The following is a 20,763-nucleotide window of genomic DNA, read 5'->3' as shown; positions in this document are numbered from 1 at the left end:
TCGCGTCTCACAACCGCCGCGAGCGCGAGCGCGGCTCCACGGAGGACGCGCCGCGCGGCGTCAGGCCGACGGAGACGCGGGCCGGTCGGACGGCTCCTCGCCGTCCACGCGTTCGATCCACGTGTCCGCGGCCGACGCGGGCACCACGTGGTCCCCGAGCAGCGCCTCGCACTCCCGACACGCCGTCTGGACGGCGACGTGGGGGCGACGGCAGCAGTGGTCGAGCCGTTCGACCGTCGTCTCCGTGGGGGAGCCGCACGCGGGACAGCGTTCGACGCGCAGTCGGAGCCCGGTCAACACGTCGCGTCGGTCGCCGCGGTGGAGGGCCTCCCAACCGTCGAGCCGGTCGTCGAGCTCGGCGGCGAGCGCGGCGTCCACGGCGACCGCCTCGGCCGAGACCCAGCGCTCGATCCCCTCGCCGTCGACCTCGAACGAGGTCGCTCCGAGCGCCCTGACGTCGTCCGCGCACAACGCCGCGCGAACCCCGTCCACGTCCGGGTCTACCTGCGCGTCCGAGTCGCCCGATTCGATCCGTTCGCGGAGTGCCGTCCGAAACCCGTCGGCGAGGACGACGGCGTCGCCGTCCTCGGCCAGCACGCCCGCCCGCGACAGCGTCGCCGCGATCGCCTCGTCGTCGACCGATTCGAGGACCGGGCGGTCGGCGTCCCCCTTGCCGAACGCCTCGAGAACTCGGTCGGGGAAGTACCGGCGCGTGATCGTCGGCGTCCCCGGGATCAGGTAGCCGCGCAGCGCGATCGCGGCCAGCGCGGCGGCGAACACGGCACCGCCGGCGCCGGCCGCGGAGGCACGGGACCCGCCCGCCGCGAGGCCGCCGGCCGCGACCGCGACCGCGGCGACGACGGCGAGCGCGACGTTCAACGCTGTGCACGGCAGACACCGGTTCTCGCCCGTGTACTCCGGTCGGCGAAGCCGGTCGACGACGCTCTGATCGCCCATACCCGGAGATGCCGGGCGACCGTGATAAACGTAGGGCGTATGACCAATCGCGGATCCGCACGTCGGGCGCGCTCGAACGCGCCGGCCGGTCCTTCGACGGCCCGAACCCCCCGATATGGGGGTTAGTAATGGCAATAATTAACACACAGAAGCGCAAACATCCAGTCCGCATACTGCCATGACTGAAATGGGCGGCTACAGGGACCGAGTGGCACAGGTCGATCTCGGCGACGGCGACGTCAGCTACGAGGGCATCGACGACGCGGACGCGGAGAAGTACATCGGCGCGCGCGGCCTCGGAGTGAAGTACCTCTTCGAGGCCGGACCGGACGTGGACCCGCTGGGACCAGAGAACCGACTGGCGTTCATGACGGGGCCGCTCACGGGGACCCAGACCGTGATGAGCGGCCGGATCGCCCTCGTGACGAAGTCCCCGCTGACGGGGACGGTCACCGACTCGCACCACGGCGGCTGGTCCGGCGCGCGGCTCAAGTGGTCCGGGCTCGACGGGATCCTGCTCGACGGCGAGAGCGACGACCCCGTCTACCTGTTCGTCGAGGACGGCGAGGTCGAGATCCGTGACGCCTCTCACCTCTGGGGGAAGGAGACGGACGAGGCGATCGACGCGCTCGGGGAGGAGGTCGACGGCGCCGTCGGCAAGAACCTCTCCGTGATGACGATCGGCCCGGGCGGCGAGAACGGCGTCCGCTACGCCTGCGTGATGAACGAGGACGATCGGGCGTCCGGCCGCGGCGGCACGGGCGCGGTCATGGGATCGAAGAACGTCAAAGCGGTCGTCGTGAAATCGGGGACTGACATGCCGAAGCCCGCCGACCCCGAGACGTTCCAGGAGGGGTACCAGCAGGCGATGGGCGTCATTCAGGAGTCGGAGGTCACCGCGCCCAACGAGGGCGGACTCTCCGTCTACGGCACCAACGTCCTGATGAACGCGACCGAGGAGATGGACGGCCTCCCCACCAAGAACGCCAAGTACACCTCCACGAGGGCGTACAACGACGCGGAGGGGATCGACGTCGACGCCGAGCGCGTCTCCGGCGAGAACGTGGAGGAGAACATCCTCGTCAACGACCCGACCTGTCACTCCTGCCCGGTCGCGTGTAAGAAGGAGGTCGAGACCAACGTCACCCACAAGGGCGAGGACATGAACGTCCACATGGAGTCGTACGAGTACGAGTCCGCGTTCGCCCTCGGCCCGAACTCTGGACACACCCACCGCGACGAGATCGCGCTGATGATCCAGCGCTGCAACGAGGTGGGCGTCGACACGATCGAGGTCGGCAACATGATGGCGATGGCGATGGAGATGAGCGAGGAGGGGAAGCTCGACGACGTCGAGACGATCGACTGGGGCGACACCGAGCGCATGATCGACCTCATCGGCGAGATCGGCAACCGCTCCTCCGACCTCGGCGACCTCCTCGCCGAGGGGGCGGACCGCGTCGCCGACGCGAAGGACGCCCACGACAACTCGCTGGCAGTCAAGGGGCAGTCGATCCCGGCGTACGACCCGCGCTGTATGAAGGGGATGGGGATCGCGTACGCGACCTCCAACCGCGGCGCCTGTCACCTTCGGGCGTACACGCCGGCCGCCGAGATCCTCGGTATCCCGGAGAAGGTCGACCCGTACGAGTGGGAGGGGAAAGGCGAGCTCACCGCCACCTTCCAAGACCTGCACGCGATCTCGGACTCGTTCGACATCTGCAAGTTCAACGCGTTCGCCGAGGGGATCGAGGAGTACGTCCTCCAGTACAGCGGCATGACCGGCCGCGAGGTCACCGAGGACGAGCTGTTCGAGGCGGGCGAGCGCGTCTACAACCTCGAGCGCTACTTCAACAACCTCGCCGGCTTCGACGCCGAGGACGACGACCTCCCCGGCCGCTTCGTCGAGGGACACCCGGACGCCGTCCCCGGTCAGGGAGGCAGCGAGGGCGAGCTCTGCGAGCTCGACGAGATGAAGGCGGAGTACTACGAGACCCGCGGCTGGGTCGACGGCGTCGTCCCCGACGAGAAGCTCGAAGACCTGGGAATCGATGTCGGTCCGGGCACCGGCGTCTCCGCCGGCGACTCCGCCGCCCCCGCCGACGACTGAACGCGACCGCGCCGCGGTCGTCCGGCGGTCGGCTTTTCTTTTTTTTAACGCGACCGCTCGCCCGCGGGCCGCTCAGCCGACGTCGACGGCGTCGAGGATCGGGTCCGCGTCGAACCGAACGGGGTCGGTCGCCGGCGCGCCGAGCCGGTCGGCGAAGTCGGAGACCGCCTCGCGCGCCGCCGGGGGCGTCGCGACGTTCATCGTGTTGAGCGCCCCCGCGACGACCGCCGTCTCCGCGACCGGCGCGGCGACGCGCTCGTACAGGTCGACGTACGCCGCGGTCGACGGCAGGTCGACGTCGTACCCGTGCATGAGGTCGCGGCCGGCCGAGTGACAGAGGACGAGCCCGTCCGGTCTCGCGCCGTGGAGGAGCCCGCAGGTCTGGCCGGAGGACCCGGGATGGCAGATCGCTCCCCGCCCCTCGACGACGAGCAGGTCGTGACGCTCTCCCCGCTCGCGGACGAGGCCGTCGATCACATCGTAGACCCGTCCGGTCGGGACGCGGTCGAGCGAGACCCCGGGTCCGTCGAGCAGGACGCCGACCCCGCTCGTCGGCACGAGCGCCGCGTCGATCCCGCGCTCCCGGGCCGCGTCCGCGAGCTCGAACGCCGTCGCCGAGGTCCCCACGTACCGGTCGGTCCCGATCGTGAGCAGGACCGCCGCGTCGGCGTCGGCCGTGCGGTCCGCCGCTTTCGGCCGGTCCGCCGCTCTCGGCCGGTCCGCCGCTCTCGGCCGGCCCGCCGCTCTCGGCCGGCCCGCCGCTCTCGGCCGGCCCGCCGCTCTCGAACGGTCCGGCGGCGGGGCGCCGACGTCGACGATCTGCCCGCCGCCGTCGGCCGTCAGCCCCTCGAACTCGGGGTCGTCGACGGGGAACCCGGCCTGCGAGACGACCACGTCGCACCCGGCTTCGAGCGCGGCGCGCACGTCCCGGCGCACCGGTTCCGACAGGTCGGCGTCGTCGCCGTCGCGGCCGACGTCGATCCCGACGTACAGCGCGTCGATCGGCTCGTCGACGTCGTCGAACCGCCGCACGATCGGAATCTGCGGGAGCGACCGGACGAGCTGCGAGGTGACGGGCGACCGCCTGGCCGTGTCGACCACGGCGACAACCTCCGAGCGCCCGTACCGGATGAGCCCGATCGCCGCCCGCGCGTCGTCCGGGAACCGATCGTGGGCGAGCACGGCGATGCGCTCGTGGCGGATCATCCGCTCGGCGGGAGCGCGGGTCCCGTTCCGCGCGGTCGGCGCCGGAGCGCTGTCCGGGAGGCCCTCAGGCGGTCACTCACCGGAGAGCGGGTCGCCGCGTCGGGTCACCTTCGTCGCCGGGAGCCCGGCGCGCTCCGCGTGCTCCCGCACGGCGTCCTCGCTTTCGGCCTCGTAGTGACAGAACGTCCCGACGATGCCGCCGTCGTCGTCGGTCAACACCTCCGAGTCGACCCACTCGATGTCGACGCCCTCCCCGCGGAGCTCGGAGAGCGTCTCGCCGGACGCCTCGGCGGCCGCGTCCAGCTCGTCCTCGGTGATCGGCTCGGGCAGTTCGCGCAGGATCAGGAAGTCGTCGGTGTCGCTCATATTGCGATCACAGCGTGTGTCCCCCGGGATTGTAATTGTTTCTGCGGCGCCCCTCGGCGCGCCGGGAGCGGTCCCGGTCGTCGGCGCGCGGTCTCACCGCCGGCGACGTCCGCGGCGTCGCTCCGAACCGACGACGCCCGCGGTGTCGGGGGGTTCTCCCCGTGACGTTTAGGTACGTGGGGTCGTATCACGGACGTATGCCCGAGGACTCCAGCCTCCCGAACATCAAGATCGGAAGCGACGCGGCCAAGGATCCCGACTTCGAGGGGGGTGAGGCGGAGGTTTCGACCGTCGAGTACCTCGACTACGGGGTCGTCGCCGCGAACGACTGGGCGATCGACGACGACAACCTCTTCGAGAAGGCGGCCGCGGCCGGATTAGGCGAGGAGGAGTACGGCACGATAGAGGTGAGCAGGAATCGGAAGATCCTCGACGCCGCCGAGGACAACGGGCTCGAGTGGCCCTTCTCCTGTCGCGCCGCCTCGTGTGCGAACTGCGCCGGGATCCTCGTCGACGGCGAGCTGGAGATGGAGATGAACCTCATCATCACCGACGAGGAGGTGGAGAAGCGAGGGATCCGACTGACCTGTCAGAGCAAGCCCGCGACGGACCACGTCCGGGTGATCCACAGCGCGAAACACCTCGACTACCTGCAGGACCGCGTCATCGGAGAGCGCGAGGTCTGACGGGGCGTCGGAGCGGCTCCGGCGACGCCGGAGCGGTGCCGCCGAAGGTCACTCGTCGCGGCTCGCGGCCGTCAGTCGCTCGGCCGGGGACTGATCGACGACTCCCTCCTGCATGCGTCGGACCTCGGAGAAGTCGACGTCGATGTCCTCCTCGTCGAGCGCCTCGACGACCGCCGCCAACACCAGCGACATCTCGTCGACTCGCCCCTCGACGCTGTTCAGCTTCTGGAAGTTCCGCTCCGCGAACCCCGTGAAGGAGTCGGAGAGCTCCGAGACGTTCTGTTCGATCCGCTGCGAGTAGCGTTCGCCGAGGCTGATCCGAGCGAAGTTGTCCAACTCCTCCAGTTCGGCCTCGAGGCTCGCGACCTCCCGCTCGATCTCGGCGACGCGCTCGTCGATCAGCGCCTCGATCTGGCGCTCGATCGGTCCGTCCGAGCCCACTTCGGCCTCCGTGCCGTCCGCCGCCTCCCCGTCTCGCTCCGGTTCGACGTCGGCCGGTGGTTCGTCGTCCGCCTCGACTCCGGCGACGGCGGACAGTTCTTCGGTCTCCTCCGGTTCCGGGTCAGGCGTGTTAGGCAACGTAGCCATACGATGACAATTAACACAGTACCGCTTAAATTTTGGTGGCGACTCGGCGAGTCGCTCGCCGCCGACCGACCCTACTCGTCGCCGACCGGTCCCGTCGCCCGCTCCGCGCCGCGCTGTAAGATGAACCGGCGTTCCGGCGGCGGGGAGATATCGAGTTCGACCGCCCGGATCAGTCGGTAGTACTTCCGATTGCCGTCCCAGTAGTGATCGACGAGGTCCGCCTCCTCCAGCACGGCGAGGTGGTGGACCGCCGACTTCCCGTTCATGCCGACGGCGTCGGCCAGCTCCGTGACGTACATCGGCCCCTCGGACAGCTGCTGGATGATCCGGAGTCGTTGGGAGTTTCCCAGCGCGTCGATCAGCGACATCGTCTACCCCTCACTGTAAAGACACAAAAGCGTTTCTCGGGGAGGCCGCCCGAGGAGCGATTCACAGGGCGAGGGGAACCGACGGCGTCAGTCGCGGGTCGCCGACGGCTCGGGCACGACGGCGTGACACTCGATGCACTGCCAGCTGTCCTCGTCGACCTTCCGGTGGCCCTTCCGGGACGAGGCGGTTCCGCCGCGGTACCACTCGACGCCGCACTCGGGACAGGCGGTCGGGAGTCGCGCCATACCGGTTCGATCCGCGCGAGCAGTTATCAACGTTGTCCAGGGGCCGAACCCAGCACTTCAGCAGGGGCCGACCCCCGTGCCGGGTGTGCCACATCGTCACAAGAGATAAGATAGCGGACGTGTATGATGCACGTATGGCAGACAGTGTCGACTTCCCCGAGTCCGACGAGCGTGACAAACGAACGGTCTCCGACGGGTTCTTCGAGCGGGAGGTGTACCTCTCGGCGGACGAGACGGCGGCGTTCCTCCGGTCGGTGGCGGACTCGCTCGAGGACGGCGACGAGCTGACGATCAGCGGGGACGACTGGGAGATCCCCTTCGCGTTCCGGGAGCCGATCGAGGTGGAAGTCGAGTTCTCCTCTCGGCGGGAGCGCGAGCTCGAACTCGAGGTGGAGTTCACCGAGCGCTCGGACGGCGGCGGTATCGACGTCGCCTAAACCACGGGGGTCCCGGGCAGGCCGCGACGTATCGGGCGGCGACCGCATCGGAGAGACGCGGGACGCAATGGTCGGATGTACTGGTTCGGTCTCTACCACTGGCGGCGTCGGTTCCGCGCGGTCGGCGAGGGGCTCGTCGCCGCGCTCGCCGGAGTTATTTTGGCGCGGCGACGCTCCGATGGAGCGAGTCGGACCCTCGCCGCCGTCGCCGTCGCGCTCGGCTGCGTCCGCGCGGGCCGCGCGCTCTCGACGCTGCTGTCGCCGCCGCCGTGGCGTCTCGAGCGGTACAAGTACGACGCGCTCGCCCGGGAGCTCCCGCTCGCCGACGCGGACCGCGTGCTCGACGTCGGCTGCGGCACCGGGCGGTCCCTCGTCGGGCTGGCGCCTCGGCTCTCCGGGTCGGCGACGGTCCTCGGGGTCGACGTCTTCGACGACAGGGTGATCCTCGGCAACGGTCCCCGGCTCGCTCGGCGGAACGCCCGGCGGGCGGGGATCGCGGTCGAGCCGGTCCGAGGCGACGCCGGCTCCCTCCCGGTCGCGGCGGACGCCGTCGACGTCGTCACGGCGTGTCGCGTGCTCCACGACCTCCCGGCCGAGCGACACGATGACGCGCTGGAGGAGCTCCGTCGGGTCTGCCGGAGCGACGGCGCGGTCGGGATCCTCGAACTCCCGATCGCTCCGGACGCCGTCGACGTCTCCCCGGAGCGGTACTGGCGGACCCGCGTCGCCGACGCCGGTTTCTCGGTCCGGACCGTCGAGCGCGTCCCGCGGCGCGGCGGCGGTGACCCGTACCTCGTCATCGTCGCGACGCCGGCGTGAGTCGGCCGGTCCCTGAGGCGAGACGAGCCGACCGGGGACGCCGCCGAGCGAGTCGCTGCGACGGGGTTCCGACGAGTCGTCGACGCGCTTCAAAAAAAATCGACGGCGGACGGATTACGCCTCGAGCGAGAACACGCAGAGCCGGTCGTCGCGGCCCGCGGTGCCGCGGCGGAGCCAGCCGCTACCGCCGATCTGAATGGCCACGTACTGCTTCTCCGTCTCGGGGTCGTACCAGCTCATCGGGCTGCCGGAGATCGCCGTGTCACCGGTGGAGTACTCCCAGAGGCGGTCGCCGCTCTCGCCGTCCCAGGCGATGACGTCGCCGTTCTGGGTGCCGCCGAAGACGACGCCGCTCTCGGTGGTCAACAGCCCGCCCCAGATGTAGGCGTCGCTGTCGATCCAGTCGCGCCAGACGAGCTGTCCGGTTTCCGGGTCGACGGCGCCGACGGCGCTGATGTGGTCGTTGTACCCCTCCGGAGGCTGGTCGATCTCGTCCTCGAGGATGCCGCCCCAGTACTTCTTCCCCTCCTCGTACTCCTCGAAGCGCCACCAGGCCTCCTGGGGCGAGTTGTTCATCTTGAAGTACGCGAGGCCGAGTTCGGGGTTGTACGCGGGCGGCTGCCAGTCGTTCCCGCCCATCGCGCCGGGCATGAACGGCATCCGCCGGCCCTCGTCGATGTGCGGGATCATCCGGAACATGTTCAGCTGCTGGACGCCGGGCTCGCTCCGGTTGAGGAGCTTTCCGCTGTCCGCTTCGATCGTGTACGACCAGGCGGTCTTCCCGAGCGAGACGACGGCGTCGTCCGCGTAGTCGCGGTGCTCCACCTCGAAGTCGCGGATGAGCATCCGCGGCGCCGCGGAGTCGTAGTCCCACACGTCGTGGGGGGACTCCTGGTGGAACCACTCTCGCTCGCCGGTCTGCATGTCGAGGCAGAGCGTCCCCGCGCTGTTCCGGTTCGGTCCGGGTCGGACGGAGCCGTCGAAGTCCGGACCCGGGTTCCCGACGGGCATGTACAGCTTCTCGTTCTCGGTGTCGATCGTCGCCGTCATCCAGTTCGTCGCGCACGACTGCTCGATGCTGTCGCCGACCCACTCCTCGTCGGGCGACGTCCACGTGCGCCACACCTCGTCACCGGTCTCGGCGTCGAGCGCCACGTGGAAGCCGCGGACGCCGTACTCGCCGCCGGCGCTGCCGGTGAACACCTTCCCGTCGTACACCACCGGCGCCCACGTCGCGGAGTACCCGGACTCGTGGTCGGCGGTGCTGGTGTACCACTCCTCCTCGCCGGTGTACCGGTTGAGCGCGACGACGCCCGAGTCGAGCGTCGTCATGAACACCTTGTCGTCGAGGATCGCCACGCCGCGGTTGTTGTCGTCACAGCAGAGGACGACGTCCGACGGCACCGCGTACGTGTAGCTCCACAGCACGTCGCCCTCCCGCGCGTCGATCGCCTTGACGTGGTTCGGTCCGTTCGACTGGTACATCACCGGCGGGTCGCCGGGGACTATCAGCGGCGTGCCCTCCATGCTGGACTCCGCGCCGACGTGGAGCTCGTACTCGAGCTCGAGGTCGCCGACGGTCTCGGGAGTGATCACGTCCGCGGTGGTACAGCGGTGCTGTTCGTAGTTCCCGCCGTACGTGAGCCACGACTCCGGATCGCCGGCCGAGTCGACGATGTCCTCCTCGGTGATATCCCTGCGCGGGATCCGATCGGTGTCGTGCTGGTGCGTGATGGACTCCTCTGGCGATCCGAGCACCCGATACCCCTGATCCGTTTCACGTACGACTGTGTCCTGTGCGGCCTTGACTGCTCTGTCTTCTTCTATTGCCATTGTTGAATCCTCCTAGCGTGCCGGAGTCGGATTACGCATCTCTTCCGTGATCCAGTACACGTCCTTACAGATCTCTTCCTGGTTGACGATCGCGATCGCGGCACCGCCGGTCAGCGCGGCCACCAGCTGGGAGTCGCTCATCGCTCCGTCTTCGGCGATGTCGAGCGCCGCCCGCGCGATCAGGTCCACGCCGGCGAGCATCGCTTTCACGTCCCAGTAGCCGTCGTCGAGGATCTCCTCGGTGACGAGCACCTCCTTCTGCCAGAGGTGGACGTCCATCGAGTTGACCCACAGCAGCGCCCCGCCCATCGCGCGCTTGTGGAGCGGCGGGACGTGTTCGACGTCGAACTCCACGTCGCTGGGGATCTCTTTCGTCGGAACCCACCGAGCGAGTCGAGTGTTGTTGTTCACCACGTTCATCACGAGCACGGTCTTCTCCCGCTCGTCGAACCCGAGCTCGTCGAGCTCCTCGCTCAACGCGTCGAGCCGGACCAGCTCGTGGGCGGTTCGCTCGATGTGATTCGGCGTGAACCGGGGGAGCCGCTCCTCGAGGCTCTCGAAGAACCCGGCCTCGACGAGGTGATCGTAGAGGCGCCACGCGGGCTGAACGACCTCCCGGTACAGCGTCTCCGGCTCCTCCGCTCCCTCCGGGATCCCCGCGTCGCGGACCTCCGGGAGCCGAGCGATCTGCTCTTCGAACGCCGAGAGTTCGGACGCGAGCAGGTCGGCGTCGAGCTCTCTCGCCATGTCGTCGCGGATCGCCTCGCCCATCGAGGCGAACTCCGGATCCGTCTCCGTCTCGACCGTTCGTCTGAGCTCCGACAGCGTGGGTCTCTCGCCGACGTCCGACCGACTGATGCCGAGCGCGTCCGTGAGCTCGTCTCGGCCGTCGATCGTGATCTGTTGTCTCGTCATAGTGGTATCGTGGTGCGGAAACTCCCCATGCACCCGCAGTATCGTGTGGCACTTTGACCCATATAATAATTATTATAATCTTTTGACATGTGTGTGCTCGGCGCCACGGCGAGTCCTCGATCCGACCGGCGTCGGTGGCGCGGCGGCCTCGACTTCGACGTAACCGTATCTGTTCCCGATCTGCCGTATCGTTCGTGATACCGGTTCTGAATATCATCGTTCGTATGTGTATCCGCGTTGTGAATCGCATATATAATCAATATTATATTATTGTCCTGATCATAAGGGATGTTAATTATGTATTCGGTCATCCGGGTGCCATACGGAGCGGGGCCATTACAATCGTAGTAATGTAATGTGTCATCGGCTGTCGTAAACTCATTATTAATCTGAAAATCGTTCGGCGAGATCCGGTTATTCCCGTCGGACGCCCGTCTATCTAACACCGATCTGATAACAATTCAGCTGGGCCGAACGGGCCCCACAGTGGCTGTGACGGTGCAAACCGGGGATCGCTGAGAATAACCGTACCCGAGCCCGTCGCCGACGTCCCTCCCTCGGTCTCCGCGTTCCGCGTCACTCCTCGATCAGGACGACGTCGCCGGTCGACCCGCAGGCCGGGCACTCGAGAACGCCCTTGGTCTCCGTGATGCTCTCCCGGCGAGGGAACTCCGCGCCGCACGCCTCGCACCGCGCGTTGTTCCGATCGATCCGCACGTCGTCCGTCGGGTTCCCCTGGACGAGCCCGGAGCCGCAGATCGGACACTCGAGCGCGGTCGTGCCGCCCGTCTCGGCGCGCGACCGCGGGAACCACAAGCCGCAGTCCGCACAGCGCGCGTTCTGTCGCGTCATATCGGATTCCTCGTCCGCGACCACCTTCAACGTACGGTCGGTACCGTCGGCTCGATCGTTCGATCGAACCGATCAAACCGATCGAACCGATCGAGTCGCCCGAGTCCGGACCGCCGGGAGCGGCTGTCCGCGGCCGTCGCGGCGCCCCACGGTTTCATTACGCTCCCCGTCGTCGTCCCGACGAGAGCCACCATGTCAACGGACCGCGATCGACGGCCCGAAGCGACCCTCCGCGTCGCGTCGGTGCGGGGCGACGCGAACGACGACGACGGCGTGGTGCGGGTCGGGCCGGACGCGATGGAATCGCTCGGGGCGAGCCGGGGAGACACCGTCGTCCTCGAGGGGCCGCGGGGATCGGTCGCCGCGCGGGCCTGGCCCGCCGACCCCGACGACGACGGGACCGTGCGAGCGTCCCACTGGATGCGGCAGTCCCTCGGCGCCGGCGTCGACGACACGGTCGCGGTCCGCCCCGCCGTCGCGCGCGACGCGGACGAGGCGGTCGTCGCGCTGCCGGACGCGGTCGACGTCGACGACGCGCTCGGCCTCTCCTTCCGCGACGCGCTCGTCGACCGAGTCCTGACGGCCGGCCAGGTCGTCCCGGTCGCGCTCGGCCTCGACTCCGTCCCCGGGGCGCCGGAGCGAACGGTGCCCGTGAAGGTCGCGGAGACGAGTCCGTCCGGACCGGTCGTCGTGCGAGAGGGGACGCGACTGGCGGTGTCCGAGGAGCCCGCGACGGACGTCGAACTCCCGGCGCCGGGGCCGGAGGGACGCGCGACGTACGACGACGTCGGCGGTCTCGACGCGGCCGTGCGACGGCTGCGGGAGACGGTCGAGCTCCCCATGCGGAACCCGTCGCTGTTCCGGGAGCTCGGCGCGAATCCGCCGACCGGCGTGCTGTTGCACGGCCCGTCCGGCGCGGGGAAGACGCTCCTCTCGAACGCCGTGGCGAACGAGCTGGACGCCCACGTCGTGCGGGTCCGCGCCCCCGAGGTGACATCGAAGTACCGGGGGGAAAGCGAGGAGCGCCTCCGCGAGGCCTTCGAGGAGGCGACGGCGGAGGCCCCGTCGCTCCTGATCCTCGACGAGCTCGACGCCGTCGCCGGCGACCGGAGTCGCGGCGGCGAGGCGGACGGGCGGCTCGTCGGCCAGCTGCTCTCGCTGCTCGACGACCTGGGCGAGGGCGACCCCGTGATGGCGATCGGCACGACGAACCGGGTCGACGCGATCGACCCGGCGCTCAGGCGGCCGGGCCGGTTCGATCGGGAGATCGGGATCGGCGTTCCCGACCGCGACGGCCGCGAGGAGATCCTCGACGTCCACGCGCGGGACCTCCGCGTGGGCGACGGGGTCGACCTCGCCGCCTACGCGGAGAACACCCACGGGTTCGTCGGGGCGGACTTGGAGCGTCTGGTGACGGAGGCCTCGATGAACGCGATCCGCCGCGTGTGGCCCGACCTCGCCGACGACCCGGAGACGGCGCCCCCGGAGGCCACCGCGTCGGTCGCGGTCACCGACGACGATTTCAAGGCCGCTCTGCGGGAGGTCGAGCCGTCGGCGCTCCGGGCGATAAGCGTCGAGGTCCCGGACGTCACTTGGGACGACGTCGGCGGACTCGGGGAGGTGAAAGAGCGGCTCCGGGAGACGGTGCAGTGGCCGCTCGAACACCCCGAGGCGTTCGAGTCCGTCTCGCTCGACCCCGACCGCGGGATCCTCCTGTACGGTCCGCCCGGAACGGGAAAGACGCTGCTCGCGAAGGCCGTCGCCAACGAGAGCCGGTCGAACTTCGTCTCGGTGAAGGGGCCCGAGCTGCTGGACCGGTACGTCGGCGAATCCGAGAAGGGCGTCCGCGAGGTGTTCTCGAAGGCCAGACAGAACGCGCCGACGGTCGTCTTCTTCGACGAAATCGACGCGATCGCGGCCGAGCGCGGCGGATCCTCCGACGCGAACGTCGGCGAGCGCGTCGTCTCGCAGCTGCTCACCGAGCTCGACGGGTTAGAGGAGATGGAGGACGTCGTCGTCGTCGCCACGACCAACCGGAAGGACCTGATCGACGACGCGCTGCTGCGCGCCGGACGGATCGAGCGGCACCTCCGCGTCCCCCGACCGGACGCGGCGGCGCGGCGGGAGATCCTCGCCGTCCACTGCCGGGAGCGCCCCCTCGCCGACGACGTCGACCTCGACGCCCTCGTCGACCGGACCGAGGGGTACGTCGGCGCCGACATCGAGGCGGTCTGTCGCGAGGCCGCGGCCGCGGCCGTCCGGGAGTACGTCCGCGGCGACGAACGCAACGCCGACGGGATCCGGATCACCGGCGACCACTTCGATCGGGCGCTCGACGCGGTCGCCCCGAGCGGTCCCGAGGCCGCGGCGAGCGCGACCGACGCCGACGAGGGAGGCTGATCGCGCCCCGCGCGATCGGGTCGCCGATCGGCCCGGGCCGCCGATCGGCCCGAGCCGCCGATCAGTCCGAGCCACGAATCGTCGTCGCGGGACGACCGGATCCGGTTACTTATAAATGTTTACGGAAAACCATTATGTATATTCAATCACATGGGACCGAACGGGATGATCCGAACCAGGCGAGCGGTTCTCGCTACGCTCGGAACGGCCGCGGTATCGGGATGTACCGGCCGCTTCGGCGGTGACGGCAACGCCGACGGAGGGAACGAGGGGAACGGGGACGGCGGCGGAAACACGGCGAACGGCAGCGACGGCGACAGCGACGGCGGGAGCGACAGCGGCGACGACGACGGAGATCCCTCACTCGGCGTCGAGAGCCCGTCGCTGCTGCTCAACTGGCGGATAAGCGGCCTCCACGCGCCGTACTTCGCCGCGCAGTCGCAGGGGTTCTACGAGGAGGAGGGGTTCGAGTCGGTCGCGATCGAGAGCGGCGAGGGGTCCGACTTCGCCGCCCAGCAGGTCGCGCTCGGCAACACGGAGTTCGGGATCTCCAGCAGCGACCAGATCCTCGGCATCAACGCCGGGGACCTCTCCCCGCTGGCCGTCGGGGTCGTGATGCAGCGGAGCCCCGTCGTCGTCTTCTCGTCGCGCGAGCAGTTCGGCGAGGAGCTGACGGACGCGTCGCAGCTGTCGGGCGCGACGGTGGGGAGCGGTCCCGGGATGGTCCGACAGATGATGCGCGGTTACTTCGAGGCCACCGACGTCACCGACGTGGAGTACGTCGACACCGGATTCGACACGGTCCAGCAGCTCCTCACCGGGGAGATCGACGCCGCGGGGGGCGTCTTCGGCGACGTCGTCGACGCGCGCCACCAGGGCGCCGAGATCGACGTGCTGTCGGTCCACGACGTCGTTCCGTCGTACGGTCACGTGGTCTCCGTCGGGGAGTCGTTCGCCGAAGAGAACCCGGAGACCGTGGCCGCGTTCCTCCGGGCGACCGCCCGCGGGGCGGTGTGGGCCAACCGGAACCCGGAGGGGGCGATCGACGCGCTCGTCGACGCCCAGGGCGAACTCGCGGAGGTCCGGGAGAGCCAGCGCGACAAGTGGGACCTGATGCGGTCGGAGTACATGCTCTCCGACGCGGTCCGCGAGGAGGGATGGGGGTGGAACCGGCCAGAGCCGTGGCAGCGGACCTACGAGACATTGGACGCCGGGGACTTCTTCGAGGGGTCCGTCGATCCCGAGGCGGTCTGGACGAACGAGCACCTCGACACGGACGCCGAACCTATCGCTAACTACGCCGACCTCGTCGACCGGTGACTCCCGTCTCGCCTCCCCCCGTCTCGGAGGTGCCGTGAGCGATGGCCGAACCCGAGCGCCAACGCGAGTCGCGGACGCCCTCCGTCCTCCCGACTTGGGAGCGTCGAGAGCGTCGGGTGCGAACCCGGCTCCTCGCGGCGGCGAAGCGCGTCTTCCCGCCGCTGCTGCTGTTCGTCGCCCTCGTCTTCGCGTGGCACGGCGTCGTCGTCGCGCTCGGGATCCCGGCGATCATCCTGCCGACGCCCGCCGCGGTCGCCGACGCGTTCGTCGCCAACGGCGCGACGCTGCTCGCCGACGCCGCCGTGACGGGCGCGACCGCAGCGACGGGTCTGCTGGCCGGCTGCGCCGTCGGCGTCGCGCTGGCGTTCGCGATGACCTACTCGCGGACGGCCGCTCGGATCGCCTTACCGTACGTCGTCGCGCTCCGTATCGCGCCGCTGATCGCGGTCGCCCCGCTCGTCTTCCTCTGGTTCGGCCGGGGGATCCCCGCCCGCGCGGCGCTGGTCGCGACGCTGGCGCTGTTCCCGATGACCGTCGCGACGCTGGACGGGCTCCGGTCGACGCCCGAGCGGTACCTCGCGCTCGCGCGGTCCGTCGACGCGTCGAAGCCGTCCGTGTTCCTCCGGGTGCGGGTGCCCGCGGCCGCGCCGAGCGTGTTCGCCGGGCTCAAGCTCGCGGCGACGCTGTCGGTCGTCGGGGCCGTCGTCGCCGAGTTCGTCACGCTCAGGGCCGGTATCGGCTACCGCGTGTTCGTGACCGCGGAGCGCCTCCGGACCGCGGAGACGTACGCCGCGCTGGTCGCGCTGTCGGCGCTCGGGGTCGCCTTCTACCTTGTTCCCGTCCTCCTCGAACGCGCGGTCTGGACGGAGTGAGTCCGCCCTCCCCGTCTCCAGCGGAGCCGACCCGCGACCGGCTCAGTCGGCGGTCGGCGTCCAGCCGAGGCGCCGTTGCGCGACGACTATCAGCCCGTACAGCGCGAGCCCGAGCGCGACGAGCACCGCGAGGGCGGCGAGCATGAGGTCCACCTGGACGTTCTCCGAGGCGAGGAGGACGATGAACCCGAGCCCGCTGTCGGCGACGATCCACTCGGCGACGACGGCGCCGATGACGGCGAGCGTCACCGACTGCTTGAGCCCGGCGAACAGGTCCGGGACGGCGTACGGCAGTTCGAGCCGCAGGAACGCGTTCAAGGGGTTTGCGTCCACCGACCGCAGCAGGTCCCGCTGTTCGGCCGGGACGCGATCGAGCCCCGCCGCCGTGCTCAACACCATCGGGAAGAACGCGATGAGTCCGATGAAGACGACCGCGGTCGCCGTGCCGGTGCCGACGTATATCAGCAGCAGCGGCGCGATCGCAATCTTCGGGAGCACCCGCACGGTGACCAGGTACGGGTACACCGCGCGCCGGAGCCACGGGAGCCGGGAGATCGACACCGCGAGGAGGAACCCGGCGGCGACCCCGACGCTACCGCCGATAGAGACCTTCTCCGCGGTCGCGGCGGCGTTCCGGGCGAACAGCCCCGGGTTCCCGAGGATCACCGCGGCGACGGCGTCCGGGGGTGGGAGGAGGTACGGAGGGATATCCAGCGCGGCGACGAGGGCCCACCACGCGCCGGTCGCCGCCGCGAGGCCGCCGAGCGGGAGGGCCACGTCGGCCGCCGTCACCGGCGACCCGGACTCGCGGACGCGGCCGTTCATGGCCCCGTGAGCGTCGTCCCGGCCGTCGACGACGCCGAGCGCCCCTCGTGTAACACGCTGCGGACCGCCGCGACCTGTTCCTGGAACGCGTCGCTGCTGTACGCCTCGTCGGTCCGCGGCCGCGGGAGGTCGACGTCGAACGTCTCGACGATCCGGCCGGGGTCGCTCTCCATGACGACGCAGCGGTCGGCCAGGAAGACGGCCTCCGGGACGCTGTGGGTGACGAACACGACCGTCTTCCGCTCGGCCCGCCAGAGCCCGCGGATCTCGACGCCCAGCCGCTCCCGCGTTATCTCGTCGAGCTCGCCGAACGGCTCGTCCATGAGCAGGAGGTCCGCCCCGAGGTGGATCGCCCGGGCGATGGCGACCCGCTGTTTCATCCCGCCCGACAGCGCCGCCGGGCGAGCGCTCTCGAACCCCTCTAACCCTACCTCGCGGAGGAGCCGTCTCGCCCCCTCCCTATCGGCCGGTTTCCCCGCCATCTCCCGGAGGAACGCGACGTTGTCGACGGCCGACTTCCACGGGAGCAGCGTGTGCTGTTGGAACACGTACCCGAGCTCCGCGTTCGATCGCGCCGCGTCCGTCGTCCGCCCGTTCACGCGGACGCGACCCGCGGTCGGCTCCTGAAGCCCCCCGACGGTCCGCAACAGCGTGGTCTTCCCGCAGCCGGAGGGGCCGACCACCGTGAGGAACTCCCCCTCCTCGACCGTCAGATCGACGTCCTCGACCGCCCGGACGTCGTCGAACGCGACGGTCACGCCGTCGAGCTCGATCACGGGGTCTCACCGAGCAGATCGCCCTGCTCCAGCGCGGCCTCCAGCCGGTTCCACGTCGCCGGCCCGTGCCACCCCCATCCCTCGTCGCGAACCGCGTCGCCCGTCCCGAACGACTCGACCGCCCGCGCGAAGCGGTCGCTCACGGCGCTCGCGGGCTCGTCCGTCTCCGCGGCCACCGCCGCGGCCGCCGGGTCGGGGCCGGTCCGCGCCGTCGCCCAGCCCGCCGCCGTTCCCGCGAGGAACCGCCGCCAGCGGTCGTCGGTTCGATCGAACAGATCCGCCGGGCCGACGAGCGTGAGCCCGTAGATCGGGAAGTGGTCGCCGATCGAGAGGACGTCGACCGTCCGATCGGCCGCCTCCAGTTCGAGCGGATCGGCGAACGACCCCGTCGCCACGTCGGCGTCGCCCGCGAGCAGCGCGTCGCGCTCCTCGCCGTCGGCGTCGACGAGGTCGACGTCGCGGAGCAGGTCGGCCTGCGAGAGGAACAGCCTCGCGAGCAGACACGTCTCGGAACCCGTCGTGGTGAGGATCCGCCGTCCGCGCAGCTGATCCACGCTCTCGAACGGCTCGCCGAAGCGGTCGCGGATCGCGTACAGCACCGTCGCGGTCCGCTGGTGGAGCACGGCGAGCGGCGCGACCGGGCGGTCCGCGGCCAGCGCCCGGACGACGGACCCGGCGCCGACGAGAGCGACGTCCGCCTCCCCGTCGAGAACGGTTTCGAGCGCTCGGTGCGAGCCGCGATGGGTGGTGAGTCTCGCGTCGAGCCCCCGTCGCTCGTACGCCCCCTCGTCGAGGGCGGCGTACAGCGGGAGGTGGAGCGCGTTGGGGCGCCAGTTGAGCGCGACGGCGATCTCGCGGTCGGGCTCGGGCGCCGAGCCCGCTACCGTTCCGTCTCGCGGGCCCGATCTCCCTCGCGGGCCCGATCTCTCTCCCGGCTCCCGATCGACGTCCGCGACTGCGGCCGCCCGCTCGAGGAGGGCGTCAGAGTGGGTGCGGTACACGTGATCGACGGTCTCGCGGCGGTCTCGGACGGGCCGCCACGCGTTCGGCGGTCGCCCGCCGCCGGACGATTCGAGGGTCGCTCGCTCGACCAGGTCCCGCGTTTCGAGCCTCGAGACGGCGTCGTCGACTGCCTTCCCGCTCAGTCCCGTCCCGATGCGGATCTCGATCGACGTCGCCCGGGACCGTTCGATCCGGTCGTTGTCGCGGCGCAGGAGGAGGTACGCCAGCACCCGCGCCGCGTCGCGGCCGAGCCCCGCCGCGAGCCGCTCGACGAGCGCGCGGTCGTCGTCGTCGAGCACCCAGTGTTCGACCGTGTCCATCGTTCACGTATGCGTCGAACCGAGATAAAAATGCTCGCCTCGGCGACCGCCGGACGCCCGCCCCGTCGGTGGGGTCGCCGACTCGAATGGACCGGCGCCGATCAACCGCCGATCGGAACGCCACCGAAGACGAGGATCGCGACCACCCAGTAGACGGCGTAGAGCCCGCCGAGGAGGAAGCCGTGCCAGCGCTTGAGCTCCCCCGAGTAGAGGAAGTACGCCGCCAGCGTCGTGACGAGGATCACCGACGGGAGGTGGAACGTCAACACCGACCGGGAGATCTCGAGGTCGCTGAGCAGCATGATGACGCCGACGTTGCCGGTCACCGAGAAGAGAACGCTCCCGATGACGTTCCCCACGCCGATCTCTGGGACGCCCCGCCGCACCGGCTCGATCGTCAGCATGACGTCCTCGAACGTCAGGATCGCCGTCAGCACGGTGGCGCCGAAGACGGTCTGTTCGAGGCCGAACCCCTCCATGACGACCTCCGAACCCCCCTCGAGCAGCATCGACGCGAACACGATCCCGGCCAGCGCGAGGACGGAAAGCACCATCCAGGGCCACCCGGACGCGGAGCGACCGCCGATGAGCCGGTCCTCCGGGATCTCAGAGAGGGACTGGGGCGCGGCGACCCCGCCGTCGGCCCGGAGCGACTCGCCGAGCTCGGTGTTGCGAAACACCGGCGTGTCGCGCTGGCGCTCGCGGAGGATGATGTACCCGAACGCCAGGAGGAAGAACCCGAGAAGCACCAGCCCGTGGACGGTCGTCAGGGTCCCCGCCAGCGCGAACGGGACCAGGATCACCGGCCCCAACGCGAAGAGCACGACGTAGTCCGTCGGGAGGTCGACCGGGAACGGCCTGATGATCGCGGCGAGCGCCAGCGTGACGCCGATGATCGCCAACCCGGTGCCGAGCGCCGTCCCGAGCGCGGCCCCCTCCAGGTCGCCTGCGGACAACACGAGCGCGAGGACGGTGTCGTCGAACTCGATCCCGGTGAAGACGATAGCGAGGGTGAACAGCGACACTCGCAACCCCAGCGCCGCCCTCGTGAGATAGCTTATCAGCTTCTCGACGCAGACGGTCAGAATGACGGCACCGACGAGGAGAACGACCACGGCGCCCGCCAGCCCGAGCCCTTCGATGAACCCCTCGATCTGTCCCTCGATACCTCCCTCACCCGACTCCGCCTCTTCGCCGCCGTCCTGCGCGGCCACGGGAGCGGCCGTGAAACCCACGAGCAACACGACGACGAGCGACGCGACGACCAGCCGAGACACGTTCATGGCCGCCGACACGTTGGAATGACTTATGAAAATACGGAGTCATGTACTGATTTCCGTTGAACTGCTGTACACGCGGTTCCGTTCGGCGGCCACGGAGGCGGAGCGTCGACCGCCACTCGACGACGTGTCCGAACCGACGCGCCACGGTTGGATAGATTCGCGAACCGGTTCCGGAGTACCGTTCGGACGAACCGTCCATGCGAAAGCGACAGACCAGAATCGCTCGTCGGCGGTTTCTGTTCCCGCGGTATAATAATTACTGATAACTGATAGTTTCTTATTATTATATTGAATGAGATATATTGTGTCGCCTGCCGAGTTCCGCGTCGTTCGTATGCCGAACCGATAACTCGATCTCCAGAGTATCGCTGATGTGGCACCGCGGTATCGACGACCGGTATCGCACTATCGACGGGTGCGGTCGCGCCAGGCGTGTCGTGTTCGTGACGCAGCGTCGCGGATAACCGACCGTTACATTGCTTTTCGCAGCCGATTTAAACCGCTTGTGGCAACTCGTTCGGTTCGGGGTCGACGGCGGCGCGGGACCGAGACCTCCGCTCGTCGAGACGAGCCGCGGTCTCG

20 protein-coding genes are annotated in these 20,763 nt (G+C 69.6%); 7 read left to right on the top strand and 13 right to left on the bottom strand.

Annotated elements, in window-relative coordinates; all coding sequences use genetic code 11:
* Positions 1 to 60: 60 nt before the first annotated feature.
* Entirely contained in the window at positions 61 to 957 is an 897-nt protein-coding gene (locus tag FGM06_RS09365; protein ID WP_144798996.1) for a hypothetical protein, read from the bottom strand.
* A 178-nt stretch (positions 958 to 1,135) separates the two neighbouring features.
* Here FGM06_RS09365 and FGM06_RS09360 point away from each other — a divergent pair, with 178 nt between their 5' ends.
* On the top strand, positions 1,136 to 3,067 hold the full coding sequence (locus tag FGM06_RS09360; RefSeq protein WP_144798995.1) for an aldehyde ferredoxin oxidoreductase family protein: 1,932 nt from the start codon (positions 1,136 to 1,138) through the stop codon (positions 3,065 to 3,067).
* Between the two features lie 72 nt (positions 3,068 to 3,139).
* On the opposite strand, the gene FGM06_RS09355 is transcribed toward FGM06_RS09360, so the two are convergent.
* On the bottom strand, positions 3,140 to 4,273 hold the full coding sequence (locus FGM06_RS09355) for a DUF1611 domain-containing protein (RefSeq protein ID WP_321167644.1): 1,134 nt from the start codon (positions 4,271 to 4,273) through the stop codon (positions 3,140 to 3,142).
* A gap of 72 nt (positions 4,274 to 4,345) precedes the next feature.
* Positions 4,346 to 4,639 carry a DUF4242 domain-containing protein gene (locus tag FGM06_RS09350; protein WP_144798994.1) on the bottom strand — a complete coding sequence of 98 codons (294 nt, stop codon included), beginning with the start codon at positions 4,637 to 4,639 and terminating at the stop codon, positions 4,346 to 4,348.
* Positions 4,640 to 4,836: 197 nt separating this feature from the next.
* Between FGM06_RS09350 and fer the strand changes: the two genes are divergently transcribed.
* Positions 4,837 to 5,325, top strand: a complete 489-nt coding sequence (gene fer / locus FGM06_RS09345) for a ferredoxin Fer (RefSeq protein WP_241662558.1) — start codon at positions 4,837 to 4,839, stop codon at positions 5,323 to 5,325.
* A 48-nt stretch (positions 5,326 to 5,373) separates the two neighbouring features.
* On the opposite strand, the gene FGM06_RS09340 is transcribed toward fer, so the two are convergent.
* From FGM06_RS09340 to FGM06_RS16035, 3 genes are all read right to left on the bottom strand, one after another.
* Entirely contained in the window at positions 5,374 to 5,913 is a 540-nt protein-coding gene (locus FGM06_RS09340; RefSeq protein WP_186310997.1) for a hypothetical protein, read from the bottom strand.
* 71 nt (positions 5,914 to 5,984) lie between these two features.
* Positions 5,985 to 6,281: an ArsR/SmtB family transcription factor gene (locus tag FGM06_RS09335; protein WP_144798993.1), complete on the bottom strand. Its 297-nt coding sequence runs from the start codon at positions 6,279 to 6,281 to the stop codon at positions 5,985 to 5,987.
* 87 nt (positions 6,282 to 6,368) lie between these two features.
* Entirely contained in the window at positions 6,369 to 6,527 is a 159-nt protein-coding gene (locus tag FGM06_RS16035; protein WP_186310996.1) for a hypothetical protein, read from the bottom strand.
* A 134-nt stretch (positions 6,528 to 6,661) separates the two neighbouring features.
* Between FGM06_RS16035 and FGM06_RS09330 the strand changes: the two genes are divergently transcribed.
* Both FGM06_RS09330 and FGM06_RS09325 read left to right on the top strand, forming a co-directional pair.
* Positions 6,662 to 6,964: an amphi-Trp domain-containing protein gene (locus FGM06_RS09330; RefSeq protein WP_144798992.1), complete on the top strand. Its 303-nt coding sequence runs from the start codon at positions 6,662 to 6,664 to the stop codon at positions 6,962 to 6,964.
* A 75-nt stretch (positions 6,965 to 7,039) separates the two neighbouring features.
* The gene (locus FGM06_RS09325) at positions 7,040 to 7,783 is read left to right on the top strand and encodes a class I SAM-dependent methyltransferase (RefSeq protein WP_144798991.1); all 744 of its coding nucleotides are present in this window, start codon (positions 7,040 to 7,042) and stop codon (positions 7,781 to 7,783) included.
* A gap of 114 nt (positions 7,784 to 7,897) precedes the next feature.
* On the opposite strand, the gene FGM06_RS09320 is transcribed toward FGM06_RS09325, so the two are convergent.
* The 3 genes from FGM06_RS09320 to FGM06_RS09310 all read right to left on the bottom strand — a co-directional run bounded on the left by FGM06_RS09320 (position 7,898) and on the right by FGM06_RS09310 (position 11,383).
* Positions 7,898 to 9,616, bottom strand: coding sequence for a pyrroloquinoline quinone-dependent dehydrogenase (locus FGM06_RS09320; protein ID WP_144798990.1), 1,719 nt, complete (start codon positions 9,614 to 9,616; stop codon positions 7,898 to 7,900).
* A 12-nt stretch (positions 9,617 to 9,628) separates the two neighbouring features.
* On the bottom strand, positions 9,629 to 10,531 hold the full coding sequence (locus FGM06_RS09315; protein ID WP_144798989.1) for a hypothetical protein: 903 nt from the start codon (positions 10,529 to 10,531) through the stop codon (positions 9,629 to 9,631).
* 576 nt (positions 10,532 to 11,107) lie between these two features.
* Positions 11,108 to 11,383 carry a hypothetical protein gene (locus tag FGM06_RS09310; protein ID WP_144798988.1) on the bottom strand — a complete coding sequence of 92 codons (276 nt, stop codon included), beginning with the start codon at positions 11,381 to 11,383 and terminating at the stop codon, positions 11,108 to 11,110.
* A gap of 192 nt (positions 11,384 to 11,575) precedes the next feature.
* Here FGM06_RS09310 and FGM06_RS09305 point away from each other — a divergent pair, with 192 nt between their 5' ends.
* The 3 genes from FGM06_RS09305 to FGM06_RS09295 all read left to right on the top strand — a co-directional run bounded on the left by FGM06_RS09305 (position 11,576) and on the right by FGM06_RS09295 (position 15,975).
* Positions 11,576 to 13,783 carry an AAA family ATPase gene (locus FGM06_RS09305; protein ID WP_144798987.1) on the top strand — a complete coding sequence of 736 codons (2,208 nt, stop codon included), beginning with the start codon at positions 11,576 to 11,578 and terminating at the stop codon, positions 13,781 to 13,783.
* Positions 13,784 to 13,933: 150 nt separating this feature from the next.
* A complete protein-coding gene (locus FGM06_RS09300; protein WP_241662557.1) occupies positions 13,934 to 15,103 on the top strand; it encodes an ABC transporter substrate-binding protein in 1,170 nt (389 codons plus the stop codon).
* A gap of 41 nt (positions 15,104 to 15,144) precedes the next feature.
* Positions 15,145 to 15,975, top strand: a complete 831-nt coding sequence (locus FGM06_RS09295; protein ID WP_144798986.1) for an ABC transporter permease — start codon at positions 15,145 to 15,147, stop codon at positions 15,973 to 15,975.
* Between the two features lie 42 nt (positions 15,976 to 16,017).
* Here FGM06_RS09295 and FGM06_RS09290 read toward each other — a convergent pair whose 3' ends face one another.
* The 4 genes from FGM06_RS09290 to FGM06_RS09275 form a co-directional block, all read right to left on the bottom strand.
* On the bottom strand, positions 16,018 to 16,800 hold the full coding sequence (locus tag FGM06_RS09290) for an ABC transporter permease (RefSeq protein ID WP_144798985.1): 783 nt from the start codon (positions 16,798 to 16,800) through the stop codon (positions 16,018 to 16,020).
* Positions 16,797 to 17,576: an ABC transporter ATP-binding protein gene (locus FGM06_RS09285; protein WP_144798984.1), complete on the bottom strand. Its 780-nt coding sequence runs from the start codon at positions 17,574 to 17,576 to the stop codon at positions 16,797 to 16,799. Before FGM06_RS09285 ends, FGM06_RS09290 begins: the two co-directional genes overlap by 4 nt.
* A complete protein-coding gene (locus tag FGM06_RS09280) occupies positions 17,573 to 18,898 on the bottom strand; it encodes an ABC transporter substrate-binding protein (protein ID WP_144798983.1) in 1,326 nt (441 codons plus the stop codon). Before FGM06_RS09280 ends, FGM06_RS09285 begins: the two co-directional genes overlap by 4 nt.
* Positions 18,899 to 18,999: 101 nt before the next feature.
* Complete coding sequence (locus tag FGM06_RS09275; RefSeq protein WP_186310995.1) at positions 19,000 to 20,181, bottom strand: sodium:calcium antiporter; 1,182 nt, start codon at positions 20,179 to 20,181, stop codon at positions 19,000 to 19,002.
* Between the last annotated feature and the right edge of the window lie 582 nt (positions 20,182 to 20,763).

The organism is Halorubrum depositum, assembly GCF_007671725.1.
Taxonomy (GTDB): Archaea; Halobacteriota; Halobacteria; order Halobacteriales; family Haloferacaceae; genus Halorubrum; species Halorubrum depositum.
The sequence above is the reverse complement of the archived record's forward strand: the minus strand, read 5'-3'. Positions and strand labels throughout refer to the sequence as shown.

Excerpts from the sequence above, each read along its gene's own strand:
- FGM06_RS09365 (WP_144798996.1), bottom strand. The coding sequence starts at position 957 with ATGGGCGATCAGAGCGTCGTCGACCGGCTTCGCCGACCGGAGTACACG.
- FGM06_RS09360 (WP_144798995.1), top strand. The coding sequence starts at position 1,136 with ATGACTGAAATGGGCGGCTACAGGGACCGAGTGGCACAGGTCGATCTC.
- FGM06_RS09355 (WP_321167644.1), bottom strand. The coding sequence starts at position 4,273 with ATGATCCGCCACGAGCGCATCGCCGTGCTCGCCCACGATCGGTTCCCG.
- FGM06_RS09350 (WP_144798994.1), bottom strand. The coding sequence starts at position 4,639 with ATGAGCGACACCGACGACTTCCTGATCCTGCGCGAACTGCCCGAGCCG.
- fer (WP_241662558.1), top strand. The coding sequence starts at position 4,837 with ATGCCCGAGGACTCCAGCCTCCCGAACATCAAGATCGGAAGCGACGCG.
- FGM06_RS09340 (WP_186310997.1), bottom strand. The coding sequence starts at position 5,913 with ATGGCTACGTTGCCTAACACGCCTGACCCGGAACCGGAGGAGACCGAA.
- FGM06_RS09335 (WP_144798993.1), bottom strand. The coding sequence starts at position 6,281 with ATGTCGCTGATCGACGCGCTGGGAAACTCCCAACGACTCCGGATCATC.
- FGM06_RS16035 (WP_186310996.1), bottom strand. The coding sequence starts at position 6,527 with ATGGCGCGACTCCCGACCGCCTGTCCCGAGTGCGGCGTCGAGTGGTAC.
- FGM06_RS09330 (WP_144798992.1), top strand. The coding sequence starts at position 6,662 with ATGGCAGACAGTGTCGACTTCCCCGAGTCCGACGAGCGTGACAAACGA.
- FGM06_RS09325 (WP_144798991.1), top strand. The coding sequence starts at position 7,040 with ATGTACTGGTTCGGTCTCTACCACTGGCGGCGTCGGTTCCGCGCGGTC.
- FGM06_RS09320 (WP_144798990.1), bottom strand. The coding sequence starts at position 9,616 with ATGGCAATAGAAGAAGACAGAGCAGTCAAGGCCGCACAGGACACAGTC.
- FGM06_RS09315 (WP_144798989.1), bottom strand. The coding sequence starts at position 10,531 with ATGACGAGACAACAGATCACGATCGACGGCCGAGACGAGCTCACGGAC.
- FGM06_RS09310 (WP_144798988.1), bottom strand. The coding sequence starts at position 11,383 with ATGACGCGACAGAACGCGCGCTGTGCGGACTGCGGCTTGTGGTTCCCG.
- FGM06_RS09305 (WP_144798987.1), top strand. The coding sequence starts at position 11,576 with ATGTCAACGGACCGCGATCGACGGCCCGAAGCGACCCTCCGCGTCGCG.
- FGM06_RS09300 (WP_241662557.1), top strand. The coding sequence starts at position 13,934 with ATGGGACCGAACGGGATGATCCGAACCAGGCGAGCGGTTCTCGCTACG.
- FGM06_RS09295 (WP_144798986.1), top strand. The coding sequence starts at position 15,145 with ATGGCCGAACCCGAGCGCCAACGCGAGTCGCGGACGCCCTCCGTCCTC.
- FGM06_RS09290 (WP_144798985.1), bottom strand. The coding sequence starts at position 16,800 with ATGAACGGCCGCGTCCGCGAGTCCGGGTCGCCGGTGACGGCGGCCGAC.
- FGM06_RS09280 (WP_144798983.1), bottom strand. The coding sequence starts at position 18,898 with ATGGACACGGTCGAACACTGGGTGCTCGACGACGACGACCGCGCGCTC.
- FGM06_RS09275 (WP_186310995.1), bottom strand. The coding sequence starts at position 20,181 with ATGAACGTGTCTCGGCTGGTCGTCGCGTCGCTCGTCGTCGTGTTGCTC.